Origin of the sequence: Geobacillus kaustophilus (genome assembly GCF_000948285.1) — a bacterium.
Taxonomy (GTDB): Bacteria; Bacillota; Bacilli; order Bacillales; family Anoxybacillaceae; genus Geobacillus; species Geobacillus thermoleovorans_A.
In genome coordinates this window covers 18,771-37,410 of sequence record NZ_JYBP01000003.1, presented here as the reverse complement: position 1 = coordinate 37,410, position 18,640 = coordinate 18,771, and the positions used below count along the sequence as shown (strand labels likewise).

Annotated in this window: 18 protein-coding genes and 1 pseudogene; 18 read left to right on the top strand and 1 reads right to left on the bottom strand. The window is 44.6% G+C overall.

Features of this window, described 5'->3' with window-relative positions:
- Positions 1-623 precede the first annotated feature (623 nt).
- Positions 624-1,442 (top strand): protein-glutamine gamma-glutamyltransferase, encoded by an 819-nt coding sequence (locus LG52_RS00725; RefSeq protein WP_044730461.1) that lies wholly within the window; start codon positions 624-626, stop codon positions 1,440-1,442.
- Here LG52_RS00725 and LG52_RS00720 read toward each other — a convergent pair.
- Positions 1,413-2,322, bottom strand: a pseudogene (locus LG52_RS00720) (DMT family transporter). The gene LG52_RS00725 and the pseudogene LG52_RS00720 sit on opposite strands and share 30 nt — an antisense overlap.
- A 116-nt stretch (positions 2,323-2,438) precedes the next feature.
- On the opposite strand from LG52_RS00720, the gene LG52_RS00715 reads away from it, so the two are divergent.
- The 17 genes from LG52_RS00715 to LG52_RS00625 all read left to right on the top strand — a co-directional run bounded on the left by LG52_RS00715 (position 2,439) and on the right by LG52_RS00625 (position 18,583).
- On the top strand, positions 2,439-3,116 hold the full coding sequence (locus LG52_RS00715; RefSeq protein ID WP_044730460.1) for an MgtC/SapB family protein: 678 nt from the start codon (positions 2,439-2,441) through the stop codon (positions 3,114-3,116).
- A 246-nt stretch (positions 3,117-3,362) separates the two neighbouring features.
- Positions 3,363-4,271: a tyrosine-type recombinase/integrase gene (locus LG52_RS00710; RefSeq protein ID WP_044730459.1), complete on the top strand. Its 909-nt coding sequence runs from the start codon at positions 3,363-3,365 to the stop codon at positions 4,269-4,271.
- 368 nt (positions 4,272-4,639) lie between these two features.
- Positions 4,640-4,843 carry a hypothetical protein gene (locus tag LG52_RS00705; protein WP_044730458.1) on the top strand — a complete coding sequence of 68 codons (204 nt, stop codon included), beginning with the start codon at positions 4,640-4,642 and terminating at the stop codon, positions 4,841-4,843.
- Positions 4,844-4,981: 138 nt separating this feature from the next.
- Positions 4,982-5,644, top strand: a complete 663-nt coding sequence (locus LG52_RS00700) for a hypothetical protein (RefSeq protein ID WP_044730457.1) — start codon at positions 4,982-4,984, stop codon at positions 5,642-5,644.
- 29 nt (positions 5,645-5,673) lie between these two features.
- The gene (locus tag LG52_RS00695; protein WP_044730456.1) at positions 5,674-6,063 is read left to right on the top strand and encodes a hypothetical protein; all 390 of its coding nucleotides are present in this window, start codon (positions 5,674-5,676) and stop codon (positions 6,061-6,063) included.
- The gene (locus tag LG52_RS00690; RefSeq protein ID WP_044730455.1) at positions 6,056-6,250 is read left to right on the top strand and encodes a photosystem I reaction center subunit IV; all 195 of its coding nucleotides are present in this window, start codon (positions 6,056-6,058) and stop codon (positions 6,248-6,250) included. The genes LG52_RS00695 and LG52_RS00690 overlap by 8 nt, the downstream gene beginning before the upstream one ends.
- A gap of 498 nt (positions 6,251-6,748) precedes the next feature.
- Positions 6,749-7,120, top strand: coding sequence for a hypothetical protein (locus LG52_RS00685; protein WP_044730454.1), 372 nt, complete (start codon positions 6,749-6,751; stop codon positions 7,118-7,120).
- 79 nt (positions 7,121-7,199) lie between these two features.
- Entirely contained in the window at positions 7,200-7,469 is a 270-nt protein-coding gene (locus tag LG52_RS00680) for a hypothetical protein (RefSeq protein WP_044730453.1), read from the top strand.
- Positions 7,470-8,279: 810 nt separating this feature from the next.
- On the top strand, positions 8,280-8,597 hold the full coding sequence (locus LG52_RS00670) for a hypothetical protein (protein ID WP_197074534.1): 318 nt from the start codon (positions 8,280-8,282) through the stop codon (positions 8,595-8,597).
- 537 nt (positions 8,598-9,134) lie between these two features.
- Positions 9,135-9,878, top strand: coding sequence for an HGGxSTG domain-containing protein (locus LG52_RS00660; protein ID WP_075261882.1), 744 nt, complete (start codon positions 9,135-9,137; stop codon positions 9,876-9,878).
- 321 nt (positions 9,879-10,199) lie between these two features.
- Positions 10,200-11,876, top strand: coding sequence for a phage terminase large subunit family protein (locus LG52_RS00655; protein ID WP_044733028.1), 1,677 nt, complete (start codon positions 10,200-10,202; stop codon positions 11,874-11,876).
- A gap of 32 nt (positions 11,877-11,908) precedes the next feature.
- Entirely contained in the window at positions 11,909-13,207 is a 1,299-nt protein-coding gene (locus LG52_RS00650) for a phage portal protein family protein (protein ID WP_044730450.1), read from the top strand.
- 152 nt (positions 13,208-13,359) lie between these two features.
- A complete protein-coding gene (locus tag LG52_RS18485) occupies positions 13,360-15,225 on the top strand; it encodes a phage head morphogenesis protein (RefSeq protein WP_052524457.1) in 1,866 nt (621 codons plus the stop codon).
- 2 nt (positions 15,226-15,227) lie between these two features.
- On the top strand, positions 15,228-15,524 hold the full coding sequence (locus tag LG52_RS00640; protein WP_044730449.1) for a hypothetical protein: 297 nt from the start codon (positions 15,228-15,230) through the stop codon (positions 15,522-15,524).
- Between the two features lie 432 nt (positions 15,525-15,956).
- Positions 15,957-17,267 carry a hypothetical protein gene (locus LG52_RS00635; RefSeq protein ID WP_231584408.1) on the top strand — a complete coding sequence of 437 codons (1,311 nt, stop codon included), beginning with the start codon at positions 15,957-15,959 and terminating at the stop codon, positions 17,265-17,267.
- 27 nt (positions 17,268-17,294) lie between these two features.
- Positions 17,295-17,711 (top strand): hypothetical protein, encoded by a 417-nt coding sequence (locus LG52_RS00630; RefSeq protein WP_052524455.1) that lies wholly within the window; start codon positions 17,295-17,297, stop codon positions 17,709-17,711.
- A gap of 23 nt (positions 17,712-17,734) precedes the next feature.
- Positions 17,735-18,583: a hypothetical protein gene (locus LG52_RS00625; protein WP_044730448.1), complete on the top strand. Its 849-nt coding sequence runs from the start codon at positions 17,735-17,737 to the stop codon at positions 18,581-18,583.
- Positions 18,584-18,640 lie beyond the last annotated feature (57 nt).

Below are 18,640 nucleotides of genomic sequence, written 5' to 3'. Positions count from 1 at the left end.
TTTATGTTAGCATAACATCTTTTTCGATGTCAACTGCTTTTTTTGCTTCACATTGCTGTCAAAAAAACCCTTCGATCAGCGACGCCTCTTAATATACCACCTTAACTACAAAAATGCAATACTTTTTTTTAAAAATTAGGACGCGACGATCCATCCTCTTTCCCTCTTCTCCATTCCTGATCCATCTATGCACCGCCCAACTATTGTTGACAACACGGCGGCTCAGAAGGCTCGCTTACACATCGATGGCTGCCTAAAAGGCTGGTGGTTGAACAGGAAATGCGGTTCAACAATGACATTTATCAAATTGAGAAACTATATAAATGTTGCTTTTCTCTCGAGAACCATCGATTTAGGAGAAATGGTTGTTTTTCACCAGCCTTCTGCGCTTTCATAGAAGTGAGCGCACTCGCTCCCAAATCCTCAACGTGTTTCGTTCGCGATGCCCGTTATACGCCGTCCACTCCCCCGAAGACATCCATGAGCCATTTTGTCCCTCCGTCCAACATGAAAACAGCCTTTGCCTTTTAAAAAAGCGGAATGAACGCCGCCGCGCGTGCATACATTTTTTCTATGGCATCGTTGGTTGCTTCATTCTTTTCAAGCAAGGAGGCATCTTCACTTTGATTCGCGTGTTGTCCCCCATCAACTTTGACGTTTCGAGTTCGTTTTCGCTTCCGGCCAGCGAACAACGAATCTTAGATGCTCTTGTTTCTTCGCCGCAATTATACACATACCCGAATGAACGGCAGCTTCGATTCGAGATCGCCTTGCGCGACCGCATTGTTCGGGCGGCGAGCGAGTTGGCGAAAAGCCGGGCGCGGTTTGCCATTTTCCGCTTTTCGCGCTGCAACAGCGATTTTTGGACGCGGGACGAGCGCGGCGGCTTTCGTCTTCGTCCCGATGTCACCGCTTCCGAAGCAATCAAGGACATTTTTGTCCACAGCGAGCGATACGCGTTTGAATGCGCGACCGCGATCGTCATCGTCTTTTACAAGGCCGTGCTTGACGTAATCGATCCAGCGGCATTCAACCGGTTGTTTGCGGATTTGTTGCTGTATGACTGGCATACCGACCGAGATCTTGGCATTCGAACAAAAAAAGATGAACACTTTCTCCCCGGAGATTGCCTCTATTTTAAAAACCCGGAATTCGATCTGTTGACGCCGCAATGGCAAGGGGAAAACACGATCTACTTGGGCGATGGCTTGTTTTACGGGCATGGCATCGGCATTCAGACGCAGGATGGCATCATCGCCGCGCTCAATCGAAGACGAAAACGGGGGGCGACGAAATCCGCTTACCTGCTTCCCGATATCACACAAGTCGATTTCGCTTATTTGTCCCAATTCGCCCGCGGCTTCGATGAATTCCGACTGCCGATCCGCCGCCCGCCCTTTATCGTCGGAACCCTAGGGTCCGCTCTGTTCTTGCACCGTTAGCGGGCCTTTTTTCGTTTTTCTCCCACAAATACAGGGCGATTCCTGTTAAAATAAAAATACCGCCGATCCATTGACACGGACGGATCGGTTCGCCAAACAGCCAGCATGCCAGAGCCGAGGCGCCGATCGGTTCAAATAAAATCGCCATCGACACCGTCGAGGCGCTCACCCATTTGACCGCCCAGTTCATGACCGAATGGCCGAGCAGCGTTGGAATGACGGCGAGAGCGAGAAAACAAAGCCAATCCGTCAGCTGATACGCCGTCAGCGAAAGGCGAAACAGCATCGCGTACAGCCACAACACCGCCGCGCTGATGCCATAGACGATGTATGTATACGTCACCAATGACAACCGTTGGCGCACCTCTTGGCCAAACAGCCAATACGCCGTGACAAACGCGCACGAAAGCAGCGCCAATCCATCGCCGTACAGCGCCTCACCGCTGACGCGGAAGTCTCCCCAGCTGATGAGAACGCTGCCGATAATGGCCAACGCCGCGCTCCCGAACGCGGCGACGGTCAACCGTTCGCGGAAAAACAGCGCGCCGCCCGCGAAGGCAAACAGCGGCTGCATCGCCACAAGCACGACCGAACTGGCAACGGATGTATAGTCGAGCGATTCAAACCAAAGGATAAAATGAAAGGCAAGCAACACTCCGGAACAAAGCGAAAACAGCCAATCGCGCCAAGAGATGCCTTGGAGTTCGCTTCGATGCCGGAGGAACAACGGCGTCATGATGGCGACGGCCAAAAAGAGCCGATAAAACGCGATCACCGCGGACGGCGCCTGCGACCATTTGACAAAAATGGCCGATGTCGATACGGCAAGCGCGCCGATGAATAGAGCGGCATAAGCCTTTGTAGTGCTTGACGGCTTCATTCGTTTTCCTCTCCTTGTCTCGTCAAGCGCAGTCCCTGGCCGCCGTTTTCACGCAGGGCGAAAACAGGCGTCATCGGGCGTTTTCTTTCATTATACCATGAATGAGGTGAGAAACGATGATGTTTGATCCGTTCCTCAAACTAGGGATTTCCGCCATTCTCGGGCTGATCATCGGGCTGGAACGGGAATTGAAGCGAAAACCAGTCGGGTTGAAAACGTGTCTTGTGATTTCCATTTCCAGCTGCTTGCTTACAATCGTTTCGATCGAATCGGCGTACGTCTTTCCGCTTAAAGACCATATTACGATGGATCCGCTTCGACTGGCGGCGCAAATTGTGTCTGGGGTCGGTTTTTTAGGGGCAGGCGTCATTTTGCGCCGCGGCAACGACAGCATCACCGGGCTGACGACCGCCGCGATCATTTGGGGGGCGGCAGGGATTGGAGTGGCGGTCGGCGCAGGCTTCTATTGGGAATCGGCGTTCGGCGTCGCGCTTCTCATTGTCAGTGTGGAACTCATTCCGTTTTTGATCAATTTTTTCGGGCCGAAGCAGCTGCGCGAAAAAGAGGTGCTGTTGCAAATCACCGTGGCGGACGCCAAAAACATTACGAAAGTGATCGAGCATTTAAAACAGCAGGATATCAATATTAAAACGATGCGTATTAAAGACGTTGAGGAGAACGAACATTTGCTGAAACTAAGAGCCGTCATTGACCAAAAGCGCTCGACCGCCGAACTTTACTACGTCATCCGCTCCATTGACGATGTTGTGCACGTGGATATTGAAAGCGGGTGATCAAAAAACGATTGCAATTGTCCGCATCCATATATATAATGGGACATGGACGGATCATCCATATCCTTTTTTGGGGCATTAGCTCAGTTGGGAGAGCGTCGTGCTGGCAGGAGTCATTTTCCTTTTTAGTGCCAAAATTCCCTTGGTTGCAACGTTTTTGGCCAAAACATGCACAGCGCTCGCTGACAGAGCTACCCCTGAGCGAAGGGTGACCTCTTATCAGAAAAGATAAGGAGGTCTATTTTTATGCTCATCGAACTCGCATGGAAAGAAATGCTTGCTGACAAAAAATTGGAAGGACTCACCCCTAACTCCCTCAGAAGCTATGACTCATTGTGGGGAACTTTCTCCAAGTATCTCCAAGAAATGGGAATTGAGAGAACAGACCAACTCAACCCCCGAGTTATTAAAGGCTACCTCAAGTGGTGTGAAGAACGAGGAAACAACCCAGTAACGATTAACTACAAACTCAAACTCCTAAGAGCTTTCGGAAAATGGCTCTATGAGGAAGGAATTACTGAGGAGTATTGTTGTAAAAATATCAAGGCTCTAAGAGTTGACGAGTCTCCACGTATAGTTAAAGAGGAAGATATTCGCAAAGCCCTCTCCTATTTGAGACGAATGAAAAGACGTGAAGACAGTTTTTATGCTATGAGAAACCACACAATTATTATTTTCCTCATAGGAACTGGCTTGCGAGCTGGAGAACTTTGTGCTCTCAACTGGGAGGACATTGACTGGGACGAGTCACTCATTATTCTCCGTAAGACAAAAAGCAGAAAACTTTCGAGTGTCCCAATGAGTGAGACAGTCAAAAAGGAACTCTCCTCGTGGCAGGCTTATGTTGACAGACATTTTAGAGTACGTCCAGAGCCATTATTTTGTACTCGAGAAGGTGAACGACTCACCAGAAATGGCATAAGACTTATGTTTCAACGTCTTAGAGAGCGAGCTGGCATAGAAGGAACATTTTGTGCTCACTCTATGAGAAACGTGTTTATTAAGAACTTACTCAAGAATAATGCAAACCTCCGAGAAGTCCAACTCCTCGCCAGACATTCTAAGATTGAGGTCACTAAGCAGTATGTTGGATACTTTCAACATGAACTCAAGGACGCAATCGACGAACACGACCCTCTCAAAGGTTTGTATTAAAAAAGTTTTGCTCAAAGTATAAATTTAAAAAAGTATGTCCATAGTATTAATTAGGTATTGACAAGCTACCACAGTAATATTACAATAAAAGTATAGTCAATGAAATGAGACGAATAAACAAAAGTCAAAAACAATGGTAAAACAAAATTATTAAAAATTAAGGCTCTTCACCACAACATGTACTTGACAAGCAATACGGTTTCCTGCACAAAGATATGCAAAACGTGCTGATTTTCCCCCCACAAGCGTAAATAGGGTATGTTTAGAAAAAATCAAGTACAACTTTTGGTGAAGAGCCAAAATTAATAAAAAAAACAATGGAAAAATTAATCAATTAAAAAAATCAATGAGTACGGAGGGTAAAAGTCATGAAAAAAGTTAAGTCGGTTGCGTTCAATATTGCTGACCCCATGGAGTATGCTTTGTATCAATACGCTAACAAACACAAATATTTCTCTACTTATGTAAAAAGATTAATCCAAAGAGACATGGAAAATGGTCACAAAGTAGACCTCAAAGAGATTGAGAAAATGTCTGAGTTGTTCAAAGAAAATACGGAAGATGAAGAATAAGACTTGAGGGAGGAATGCTAAATAAAAACCTCCCTCGTTTTTTTTGCCTTTTTTGTGTTAATGATAATTCCCCCCTTGACTTTGGTATTACCATAGTAATATAATGGTCTTACCAAGAAGTCAAGGAGGTTGAGCAACATGAAATGGAAAGTCGTCAATCCTCTCAACAATGAACTTTTAGAAAGCATTACGGAGGTGATTCGCAAAGCTGAATTGGGACTAGACAGCATTGACAACTATTATGACGAGCTGGCTCAAGGAACTTGTGGCACAGTTTACGCAATCAACGAGGAGCTAGTTCTCAAAGCCAATGACCTAGTTTATTCGCTCAAAGATGTAAATGACCACATTGTCCTTGAAAGTTTGCAAGGCTTACCTTTCGTCCCTACTCTTTACGCTTACACTCCAGATGGAAAATACTTAATTATTCAACGTATTAAAGGTTTAACATTGTGGGAACTCGAACTCAACAACAACCCTTACCAGTTTAACTACGAGGAGCTAAAACAACAACTCAAAAAATTTGTTGCTGGCTGTCTCGAGCGAGGCTGGATTCCAAACGACCTCCACGCTGGCAACGTTATGGCTTGCCCTCAAGGGGTCTATGTAGTTGATTATGGTTATTTCAGACGTTGTAACAACCCAGCGAGAATGAGCTCATATCGTCGTATGAGCATGGAATGTGAACTTGACAACCTAGAGGAAATGTTGGAACGAGTCAGCAAACCGTCAAACTGTAACAGCTCTCATAAAAAGACTGTAACAGTTAATTTTTTAACCCTTTCGGTATTACCACAGTAAAACTATATTAATAAAAGGAGTGAGGCACCATGATGGAAGGCAAAAAACACTTTTCTCAAATGACCGAGCTTGAGAGAGAGTTTCTTTTGAGGGAGTTTTTTAAAATTCCTCCTCAAGCATGGAGCTTTACTGACTACTCCTTCAAACGCTTCAAGCAACGAGGAATTGACCCAGCCCACTTTATGACCCTCTGGAAAAACCCTTCACTCATTGAGTATCACCGCAAAAATGGAGCAAACCGCATTCTCTTGAGAAGTAATATCCCACGCAAAGGCTATGAAGTTTGTGCTGTTTTCGACCTCACTAACATAAAAATTGTCACTGTTTGGCTCAACTGGGTCGGTAACAAACACCAAAACCTCGTCATTGAGGCTTACAACTTAAAAGACGACATCATGGAGGTGTTTCGCAGTGCTTGAAGTTGGCTCTCGTGTGAAATGCAAGTCTTTCCTGTTTAGTGGAACTGGGACGGTCGTCTATATCGACCCCACCCTTATCCATGCTCCCTACCTCTACCCTATTCAAGTTGAACTCGACGAACCAGACCAAGACGGTCACAAAATGAAACGATTCAACTTTGAGGAGGTTGAAGTCATTGAAAAATAAACTACACTTACATGTAGACAATACAAAGAAAAAGCGCAAAGGTCAATTATGGTGTCCTTATTGTGGTGACTGGAGATACTTCAAAATGTTTCGCAAGCTACGCTTCTTCCCTTTCCAGTCCACTTATAGACGTTGTGTGAAATGTGGTATTTCTGAGGAGGACTTCTGGGTCAAAACTGTCAATAAGCTCTGGAGCTTTGGAGTCAACTCGAGCCGCAAATAACCCTCTCCCCTACCCTTTCGAGCCCTTAGTGGGCTCATTTTTATTACTGGAGTATTACCAAGGAAGTGAAACACGCTCTCTGAGCCCCGAGAAGTGGTCTCTCAGCCTCGTTTGAGGGGTGGCTAGTATGATAACACCCCCAAACTCAAATTGGGGCATTTCTGAGGCTCTGAGGGGCATTCTCGCAAAATGACAAAAAGGTATTGACACCTAGGTATTACCATGGTATTATTAAGGTGTGACCAAGGAAAACACTAGAAAGGGAGTTGGTGAGAATGTTCATTTTCAAGGGAGAAATCAAAATAGGTCAGCGAGTAAAGGTCTACAAAAACCTTCACAAGAAATGCTACTCCATCGTTGACGCAAAAACAGGGCGAGTGGTAGCATACGCTGACGAGGTGCTCCTCCGAGACGCAACCTTTAAGGTCAGCGAAAAAGGTCGCCAGCGAGTTCTTAGAGAGAAAAGAAAAAATGTTCACGCTTATGTAGTTGGAACCTTCGCTCTCACCTACCCAGTTGAAACACTATTCAAGAAAGTCACATATAACCCTTACAAAGCTGGTTACTTCTACAACGTTGAAACTGGCGAGCCAGTTGAAAGCTCGAAAATAGTTTGGCTCTCTCCCGAGGGAGTTAAAATTTTGTAGGTTGGTATTACTGGAGTAATACTGAGGCTGGGGCAACCCAGCCCTCTTGAAAATAAAACTTTGAAAGGGAGTTGATACAATGGAAGCTATCAGAGAAAATATTCGAGTAACCATTGAGTCTTTACAAGACGAGCTCGTTAACCTCGAGCCTTCTCTGTCAGTTGACGACAAAATTTTTGACATTCGCCTCATGAGAGCAGAAGCCTCAGCGATTGAGTTTATTCTCATTGGGGTTGAAGGATTTGAGAAAGAGCTCAAACAGCTCAAGGCGATTATTCAAGAGTGCAACAGACTTCTAAATAACTTATACCTTACTCGAGGTGAGCAAAATGTTCGACAAGCTAATTGAATACTTGGAAGCTCGCAAAATGACAATAACAAAGCTAATACAAGACGCAAAGACAGACCGAGACAGAGAACTATGTGAGAGTGCTATAAGAATGCTTGACAGTATCATTCAAGACGTTCGAGAGGGCAAAATAAGTAACCCTCACGAAGAACTCATTCCAGACCGACAAGGCAGAGAGTTAATCTAACTGAGTGGGCTCCTCGCAAGGGAGCCCTTTTTATTTTACATTTTTGTTACAAATACTGAAAAACGGCTCGAGAGTAAACTAAAAAGTGTAACCTCCTACTGATATATATTTAGTGAGAAGAACTCTAGGAGGTTAACTAATAAAGTAACACTATATTAGTTTACTAAATAGTTTCTAACTCAGTAAATAAAAATAAAAAATATAAAAACATAAACAAATAACTGAGTTAGAACTAATAAGAGTACACTAAATAGTTACTCTCTAAAAAAAACATAAATAAAAACATTACTGAGATAGCACTAAATAGTTACACTCTAGTAGTAATCTCTCTCAGTGTTTAAACCCTAGAATAGTAATGACCCGAGTTAGTTATAGCTAGGACAGTTTCACTGACGAGGTGGTTATTACTGGAGTAAAACTACAAGCTGTTAGACAGCAGGAGTCGAAGCACATTGATAAGTCTCTTGCACCGTCTCACTCGAGAGGGTGATAAATGGAGAGTTGATCATAGATTATTTAACTCACGAGAGGAAGCTCTTGAGTATCTCAAGAAGCAACAGCACCCGAGCCAGTTTAAGTTTTACAGTGAAAAACTCAAGCGTGGCTTTCGGAGTAACTGGGAAGTGGAACTTGCTGAGCTTCTCGCTGAGTTGGGTATTGAGTTTCTTTATGAGCCAAAGAGGTTTCACTTTCGAGCTGAACGTGAAAGCTATCTCCCAGACTTCTACCTCCCAGAGTTTAACTGTTGGATTGAAGTTAAGGGCTACATGGATAAGCGAAGCCTGAGAAGAATAAAGCTCTTTAGGAAGTATTATGGGAAACAGTATGCTTTTATCCTCTACGAGAAGGAAGAACGTGAGCTCATTCTCAAAGACCCCTCGATATTGTTTGTTCTTCTCGAGGTGGCACAACAAGAGCTCGAACGGAGGCGACGAAAATGATTCAATGTGAGAAATGCCATAAAGTGCTCCTTACCATACAGCAAAGCTCTGAGTTGTATGTTAGAGGGGAAATTCAACTCGTGGTATTGTGCCAAGACTGTCAGCATGTGAACTATATTAGCTTGTTTGAGTATGGAGGTCATAAACGTGATACTCGTGAGGTGTTTAAGGTACAAAGTTCAAGATGGTAAATATGTCTTTCGTAAGGGAGACCTTTATAGAGCCACTGTTAGTGGCGATAACGTGGAAGTGATAAACCACTATGGGATGACTGTAAGACTCTCTCTGAGGGAGTTTAACCATTACTTTATTGTCGTGAGTCAGCTCTAAAATTTTTGGTTGAAATTTACCTTGCGAGGTGGAATTTGAGTTGTTTTCTGTCTCGTGGGTTGATTGCTTGAAAAGTCTTGTCTCTCAAGGGCTCTCGTGAGGTTGTTTTGAGGTGCTTTTCTGTTTAACCCTCCCCTCGACGAGGCGACTTGCCCCCATGTAGAGACTAGAAATGAGAATATTTTCACTTGCGAGGTGATAAACTCAATGAGCAACAAAGACCTTGAAGTTGCAAAACAACTGAGAACGAAAATTTTGAAGGAAGTTGATGAAATAAATAACATGAAATACACCAAAAGCAGAAAGAAGCGAGCAGAAGCCTTGAGAAAGCAACTCAAAAATATTGACGTTATTTGCGGAGCTATCGACAGAAGCACTGGCAAGATTTGCACAAACCCTCCATATGTCAAAGAAGATGGCTCCACTAATGGCAGATGTTTAGCTCATGGAGGCAACGCCACTGGAGCTGTCACTGAGGAGGGTCGCAAAAGAGCTCTCGCCAACTTGAACCCTCGAGCTAGATTCATACATGGTCTATACTCTCGCTTTGTGATGACCCAAGAGGAGCTCGAGTTCTACACAGTGATGATGAACCACTACATTGAGGTGCTTGACCTCGACCCTGCCAACATACTCCTCCTCGACAGAGCCCTACGCAACTTCATTCTCAACCAGCGCAAAGAGATTGCAGAAGCCTACGAGATAGTTGACGAGAGCCAAAGCTACAACGACTATGATTCCAAGTTTCTCCGTTACATGCAAGCTCTTGCTCTTGACAGACGCTTCAAAGAAAGTAAGGACAACAAAGAGAATACTGCTATGATTGACCTTGCAATACTCCTCTCTCAAGCTCCAGCCCCAGAGCGCAAACCTATTGAGCAAACCCCACAAGAACTGGAAGGAGAGCGCAGTGCAGATAGCTATGAGAACACAAACAACACTGAGGAATGACCAAGGACTCACTGAGGAACGCCCTCTAAGGCTCTCTAATGGGTCATTCTGAGGTGTTACTAAGGAGGGTAATATGATAATACCCCTCACCTTAAAGCCCCTTTCTCGAGGCTCTGAGGAGCTCACACTGGCGAGCTCACTCTCGGAGGTTACTCTCGAGGGCTGGCTCGCAAGAGCCTCGAAAATTATGAGGGGTGGGGGGTCTTTCACACACACATTGTGACATTTTTACAAATAATATTTTCCTTTAAGGAATTTTGCCCTCACGAGGTGCTCCATCACCAGTCCTCCCTCACAAACTCCCCTTCTGGAGGTGAAAATGTGTTACCAATCCACCAACTCAAGGAACTCCAACGAAAGCTCCAAGACCCTATTGACTTTACCCAGCTCACTGGGACTATCAAAGGGAAACCTTTTAGCTTTGAAGGGAGAAACCACTTACTCGATGTTTACCGAGACCCTCACCCTCGCATAGTTATCGTTGCAGGACGACAAGTCGAAAAGTCCGAGACAGTTTGCAGAAAACTCCTCTATCACCTCTACACAAGACCCCACACAACGATTACCTACACAGCTCCACGTAATGAGCAAGTCACTCGCTTTGTGAATGACCGTTTCAGAAAAGCCATAGCGGAGTCCAAAGGAAAAATACTCGAGCACTCCGTTGACAAGAAGCGTGACGCTAAAACAGCCATTGGCTTCTCCAACTCGAGTATTGTCTACTTTGGCTCAGCATGGTCTGATGGAGACGCTCTCCGAGGTATCTCTGGAGACATGGTATTCTTTGACGAGGTGCAAGACATAACTCAAACAGCAATTGAAGCTATTGAGAAGTCTGTCTCCCACTCGGAGATAAGAGACCACGAGCTCGAGATTAATGGACGCTGTTTCTACACAGGGACACCTAAACAAGCTGGCTCCTACTACCACAGAGTGCTCTGGGGACAGTCAGACCAAAAGAAGTGGCAAGTCACTTGTGTTCATTGTGGTCGCGAGCAGTTTCTCTCCATGGACAACATCATGGTTGAGAACGAAGGAACCGACAAAGAGCGCAGATACTTTGGCTGTCTCGAATGTGGAGGCGAGCTGGATAGAACTAACGGAAGATGGGTGCCAACGAAACCACAAAACAAGCTCTACTCTGGTTATCTATTCTCCCAGCTCAACATGCCATGGATTTCAGCCAATCAAATATGGCGAGATTATATGACCATGGACGCTATGACATTCGCCAACGAGGTACTTGGTGAGTTCTACTCTGGTAGCGAGCAACCAGTCTCCATTGAGGACGTTCTCGCTTGCACAGACAGAAACCTTGCTCTCAAAACTAGCTCGACCATTCCAACTGTCATGGGTATTGACTATGGCTCTGGAGGCAAGTCGAAAACGATTATTCACATTGGACACCGAGAAGTTATTGCTGGTAAGCGCAAGCTCGTTATCGACTACATTGAAAACTGCAAGATTGACAACCACGAGGAGCTTGTTGCTCACATTGTCAAGCTCGTTGACCGTTTCAACGTCGAGAAGATTGTTGGAGACATTGGTTATGGCTCCTATGAAGCTCAAAAACTCTTTGAGATTTTTGGACGCATGGCAATAGCTTGCAGATATGTCACCTACCAAACTGACCCTAAAAAGCGTGAATACAAAGGAGAATACACTCTCCAAGTTGACCGCACTTACTCGATGGACTGCCTCATTGAGATGTTCAAACGCAGAGAAATTGTCATTCCTTACAAAGACCCAGAACTTGTCGAGCCATTCTTTGACCACTATACAGCCCTCGAGTTGAAATTCTCCGAGTCTACAACCTCCACAGGTCGGAAACTTTACGACCACTCTACTCCAGATGACGCATTCCACAGTTTGAACTATGTGAGAGAAGGACTTTACGAGGTCGAAAACCGTTTTGAGTGGGCTGGAGTCGAACGTGAGGACTTTAATAGCCGCATTTTTGACGACATTGACGAGCTACCTAGCGAGAATGACTGGTAAAATAAAAACTTTTGACAATGGAGGGAAAGCCAATGGGTTTATTTGATAAAATTCGTCAACGCTTACCTTGGAACACATACGCTCAAAAGGAGCAAGAACTTCTCGAGGTCGCTAGAGAGCTTTTTGGTGAGGTAGGTATTTACAAGGACGACACTTATGAGCGCCCAGACCAAGAAGATTTCAACCCTAGCGACTTCACTTTTGAGGTTTACGACAAAATGCTCAAGGACGGTCAAGTCAAAGCTGGGCTTGATATGATTAAACTTTCAGCGACAGCTCGAGGCTTCACTGTTACAGGGGACGACCCAGAGACGAGAAAATATGCTGACTTCATTAACCTAAACTTTGAAATGCTTCAAGGCAACCTCGAGGACACAATTGCTGAAATGCTTTCAGCCCTAGAGTATGGTTTCTCTTGCACAGAGAAGGTCTTTGAGTACAAAGACGGAAAGATTATGCTTAAAAAGCTCAAAGTCCTTGACCCTCATACGATTTCCGTCAAAACTAACAAGTTTGGTGACATTGAGTATGTCATTCAGCGAATTGGCTCCAAAGAAATTAAGATTCCTCGTAATAAAATTATTTGGTACGCATATGACAAACGTTTTGGCAACTTATATGGCAACTCCATTCTCCGCAACGTTTATAAACACTGGTACATTAAAGACAAAATGTACCGTTTCGCAAACATAGCGTATGAGCGTTATGGAACTCCGTTGCTCATTGGGAAAGTCCAAGACGCTCGAGACGTGAACAAAATGACAAAACTCCTCGAGAAGATTAATGCCATGACTGGCTTGGCTATCTCTGGAGGAGACGACATTAAAGCGATTCAAGGCTCAAATGCTGACTTTATTGGCTACATTGAACACCATGACCGCAAAATTATGGAGGCTATGTTAGTCCCTCCAATGCTTCTCGGTCTCTCTCGTGGACAGTCTGGCTCCTATGCCCTTACTGGGAACCAGTTTGACATTTTCATGATTCGCTTAGAAGCCCTCCAACGTGACCTCAAGAGCCTCATTGAGGAGGAAATTATTCGCCCTCTCATTGACTTAAACTTCCCGAACGTTAAAGCATACCCTGCTTTCAACTTCAAACCACTTGCTAACGAGGACATTGAGAAAATGGCTCGTGTGTTCAATATGATGATTCAAGCTCAAGTTATTGCTCCAACTGAGGAGTGGATTCGTGAGGAGCTTGGTTTCCCTGTTGCTCCTCAAAAACTCGAAGGAAAGCAACCAAAGGAGGAACAACCAGAAGAACAGCAACCAGAGGGAGAACAGCCAGAGGAGGAACCTCAAGAGGAGGAGAACTCGGAGGGAAAGTAAAAGCCTCCGAGCTCCTACCTCGCAAGTATCTCTCCTTTGCTGAGAGACGGAGACGAGCTGATGTTCAACTCATACAACGAGACTTTGACCGTCTGGAGGACGAGTTTATTAAGGGGGCTCGGAGGTTAGACACTAAGCGGAGAGCTCAACTCGTGGAGCGTGTCGAGAAGATACTTGACGAACTCCAGCGAGCTTATGAAAATGGAGATAAGGACGAAGTTGAGGGCATTCTCAAGAGCATTCAAATGCCAAGCCAGAAAGAATGGCGCAAACTCGTTCGCAAACTCATTTACTCCGCAACGGAGGCTGGCATTCTCAGAGCTCACTTTGAGATTATGAAACTCAAAGAGCTCTATGAGTTTGCTGAGGACGACACTTGGACAGTCGTTGACGAAGGTTATGACTATGAGGTTATTTTCCCTCAAGAAGCTCGTGAGTTTCTCGACAAATACAGCCTTGAAATTAGCGTCATTACTGACGAGACCGTCCTTAACCGCATTCGAGAAGAACTCCGCAAAGGTCTCGAGGAAGGCATTAGCACAAAAGAGCTTATTGCTAACATTCAAAGAACCTCAGAAACTTGGCTCAGCGAGTGGCATGCTCAAACGATTGCTCGGACGGAAACAAGCAAAATGTATAATGCTGGGAGACTGGCTCGCTGGCTTGACCCAGAAATTAATGGCTTTGTTGAGGCTCTCCAGTATGACGCTATTATTGACAGACGTACAACCGAGCTATGCAGACACCTCGACGGAAAGATTGTAAGCATTAAGCGAGCTGACGTTATAGCAGAGTACACTCCACCAAACCACTTCCAGTGTCGCTCTACTTGGTTGCCAGTCACGAAGTACGAAGAATGGGAAGATGACTTCACTGTTGACATTGAGCCAGACAAAGGCTTTGTGTTTAAGGCTCCTCTCCCTAAACTCCTCCAAGGAAAAACAGAGCCTCTAGTGCAACCTAAGAAGAAAATTGACCCTCGAGAAGTCACTGACCCTGACATTATTCGCAACTTACCAGACGATGACTTCAAAATTGCTATTGGCAACATTAAGGACATAGCTCTCAAACTGGCTCTTGTCAAGGAACGAGCTGAAAAAATGCTCGTTAGAGAAACAGGGCTCAAAGAGGAAGTTGTTGACGCTCTCTTTACTTACTGGGGTTATAATAGTGATGAGCTAGAGGGTAGCTTTGAAATATTTGACACTCTCTACAAGTTCTATATGACCCCAGAAATGAGAGAAACAGTCGAGGAGCTAGTACGAAAACTCTATGACGCTGGCGACAACTATGGCAACGAAGCTCTCAAGAAAGTCATTGAGGAGTTCGCCAAGGAGTATGGCTCTAAGCCAGAGTATGCTGACCTCATAGCAAAACTAAGACAGGGTATTTCACAAGCTCGCTACAAAATGACTTGGAAGGGACTCAAGCCAGTCGAACAAACCGAGGAGTCCAAGAAGTTACTTACTATGTCAATGCCACCTCGGACAGCTAACTTTAGAAATGCTACTGGCTTGCAACAAGCCCTCAAAGAGGCTCAAGCATGGCTCCTCAAATATGTTGACCCTAAACTTGCTCCTAAAACTGGCATAAAAGTGAGATTCAAAAATGACCTCTACCGAGCATACGCTACTGGAGCAAGTGGAGAGATATACTTTGGAGCTGTCGAGAAAGAGGCTGGAGTTGTTGTTCACGAAGTAGGACATGTTTTCCACTGGAACAACAAAGCAGTTGCAGACCTCATAAATGAGTTTTACCAACAACGGACAAAAAACGAGGAAATTACACTCTACCGAGGTGAAAAAACTAAGAAAGACAACTTCTATAACCCTTATGTCGGTCGAGTTTATGGCTGGGAACAACGATTCAAAGGCTCTGAATATGCAACTCGTGAGTTTATGGGTCAAGAAGTGCTCTCCATGGGTATTCAAGCCCTTTATGAGAACCCAGAGAAGTTCTACCAAGACGATAAAGAGCATTTCTTGCTCACATACGCTATTTTGAGGGGGTTGTTCTAGGAATGTTGAAGTTTACTTTTGGGGGAGTACCTGTCGAGATATGGTTTGCTCCCTCTTTCAGCATAAAAACGACTGATAAACGCATAGAAATGCTGTTTCGCAAGGCGAAAATTGAGACTTATGACCCTTTGAAGAAGAAAATTAGAGAGGTCAGACCGTCTCGCAGTGAGTTTGAGGCTTATTTGTACCTCGAGGAGATTAAAAACAGGGTGCCAGAGCTCAAAATTGAGCTCGAGGAGTACCCTCCTCTCCCTACTTCAAGGGATAAAGAGGACAAAGACGCTCCAATTTTGGAGTAATAGAGGGGTCATACCACAATAATACGCCACCTCGAGAGGGTTGTCAAGGGTATTTCATGCCCTTTTTCACCTCGTGGGTGGTGTTTTTATTGTGTTTTACACTAAAGAGTGAGCCTAATTAGGTTTACTCTAAAGAGTTTTTATTGATTTTTTACTATCTCGTGTGTTTTATTTATGTTTTTATTTATGTTTACACTAAAGAGTTGACCCTAATTAGTTACTCTAATAAGTATTACTGTAATAATATTATAATAATACTCAATAAAAGTCAACTACCACCGAGGAGAAAAATTTTTTACTCCCCTCTCCCCTTCTAAGTAGTATTATCCTCCTAAAATGGCTCCGAGAAGTGTAACCACCCCCTGATATATATTTAGTGAGAGGGGAAATAGAGGGGTAATACCAAGGTGAGGCTTTTGAGGGGGTGGAATTGTGGCGCTAAAGATTGCTAAAGGCAAAGTCAGCGAGAAAGACTGGAGTAGCGTCGATAAATCTTCTATTTGGCGCAGATTGAAACAAGCGCTTGAGGACGGAGAACAAGGCGCTACTGAAGCTGTTCGTGAGATGTACGCAGTTGTTAAAGCTAATATCAACGCTGACTTGACGCAAGCTGATTGTTGGGCTCCTCACCATGAAATACAAGGAGACACTCTGGTGCTGAATAAAAACGGTCTAACGGCGGCAGTTGCGGCTCTTGCTGGTGCTCGCTCAGAGCCAAACTTGACGGCTGAGCAAAAACGACAAGCCGCAAAGCACTTGTTGCGCCATTACAGAGAGCTCAAAATGGAAGCTCCAGAGTCGCTCTTGAAAATGGCTGGCGAGAAAATGTCTAACTCTGAGGAGGTAACTTGCTTGAACGAGAAACTCTACTACATTGGCAAATTTACGGAGACAGTAGTCAACGAGCAAGACGAAGATATGCTCAAAATGGCTGAGTTGTTCTCCGTTGGAGCACACCGAGGTGTTGAATATACCGAGCAAGACCTTGAGGAGTTAGCCAATAACTTTGATCCTAGCGAGGAGGTGCCAATTCAGATAGACCACTCAGAAAGTGCTAAAGATACGGTCGGCTACTTGGAAAGCGTTGAAGTGAAGGACGGAAAACTCTTAGGAGTTTTACGCATTATTGACGACTTTGCCAAGGAGCGCATTAGAAAGAACCTAATGAAAAAGCTGTCTATTTCATTCTACTTGAAGCACACTGAGGAGGGATTCAAGCCTTACAAGTTGCGTGAGGTCTCGCTAGTGGCTTTCCCTCAAGTAAAGACAGCTCGGTTGTTTAGCGAAAATGGATATATTTCCACATACGAGGAAAACAAGGAGGTTGGAAAGATGGCTGATAAAGAAAAAGCTGTCAATCTTAGCGAATTGAGAGCGGAAATTCGCAAGGAGATTGAGCAAGAGATTCATGCAGAGTATGCTGAACTAACAAAACGCTTGGAAGCTCTTGAAAAAGTTCAGCAACAATTCAGTGAGTCTCAAGTGAAAGCGAAAATTGAGGCTTTCCAAGAAGAAAACAAAATTGTCCCAGCACAAGTTGACGCTCTTGAAAAACTCTTGAAAACATTCAACGAGGAGCAAATGGGCTTATTCGATGAGTTTATGAAAAACTTCCAAAAAGTTGACCTTTCTGAGCAAGGCGAAGTCCAACAACCAGAGAAAGAGCAAGAAAAAGACCAAGCTCAAGACGACTTTGAAAAATTCTATGAGGAGTATGTCAAAAAATACGGTCGTACTCTGTAATTACTGAGACAAGGAGGTTGAAGCTAAATGGCTCGCAATAAGGTAGAATACCACATTCAAGCAGGAGCGTTTCATACTTTCAAAGTGCAAGCTGGCGAAACGCTTTTCATTGGTCAACCAGTTGCCATTCGTGGCGACATGACAGTTGGCTTGGCTAACGCTGGCGAGGAAGCTATTGGAATTGTTTATGCTGGTAGCGTTGCTAAAGACGGAGTAAACGAAGGCTACAAAGGTAACGACGGAGACGTTGTAACAGTCGTAATGAATAAGCCAGTTGTTTATTTGACAGCAGGAGGCGCAATTCCAGCTGGTGGCGACATTCAAGTTGGAGCGGCTGGCAAATTCATTCACCGAGACGGTACAACTAACACAGGAGCAGTGATTGCAAAAGCTCTAACGACAGCAAGCGCTGACGGAGACTTTGTGATTGCTTACTTGAAATAATTGACCAAAGGAGGTAGAAGCACATGGCTGACTTTGTATTAGGTCAACACCCTTTATTAAAGCGAGAGTTCGTTGACAGACGTATTCGTGACTTGATTGGACACCAATTCGTTGCAGACCAACTTTTCACACAAACAAGCGTGAACGCTTTAGCGATTAAATACATGGTAGACGCTGACGCAGACGCTAATGGTCGTCAAGCCTACGATGAAGTGCCAGAAGTTGGAGAAGGCTCGAACTACAAACGTATTGGTTTGACAGAAGAACAAAAAACAGCCCTCATTAAGAAATATGGCTTAGAGGTACCGATTACTTATGAAATGCAACGGTACGGTACTGACGGACAAATTGAACGAGCTTACCGCAAATTAGCCATGAACGTCCGCAAAATGGTTGACTCCATGTCTTACAAAGTTGCTACAAACGAGCAAGCTGGTATTCAAACTCTAACTTCTGGTGGCTGGGGCACAGCAGAGAACATGATTAAAGAGTTAATTGACGCTAAAACAGCGGTCAGAGACTTTGGCTATACAGCTGACACAGTTGTTATTAACCCTCGAGTTGAGGCTATGTTGTTGAAAAACAAAGACGTTCGTGACGCTTTGCGCCAAAACAACACAGACGTTGCTCTGTTGCGTGGCTACTTAGGTGACTTCTTAGGTATGAGCTTCATTGTTGACGAGAACTTCTCGGACACTAACGTCCTAGTGTTACAGCGCAAAGTAATTGGCGATATTGCGGACGCTGAGCCATTACGCACAGCAGTATATAACGAACAAAGCAACGACCGCACAATTGTAAGAGCAACTCGCTTCACTCAAGCATACTTGACAGACCCTAAAGCTATTATGCTCATTAAGGCTGTCCGTTAATATTACTGGAGAAATACTGAGGTAAAGGGAGAGGAGAGAAAATAAAGGGTTTGAGGT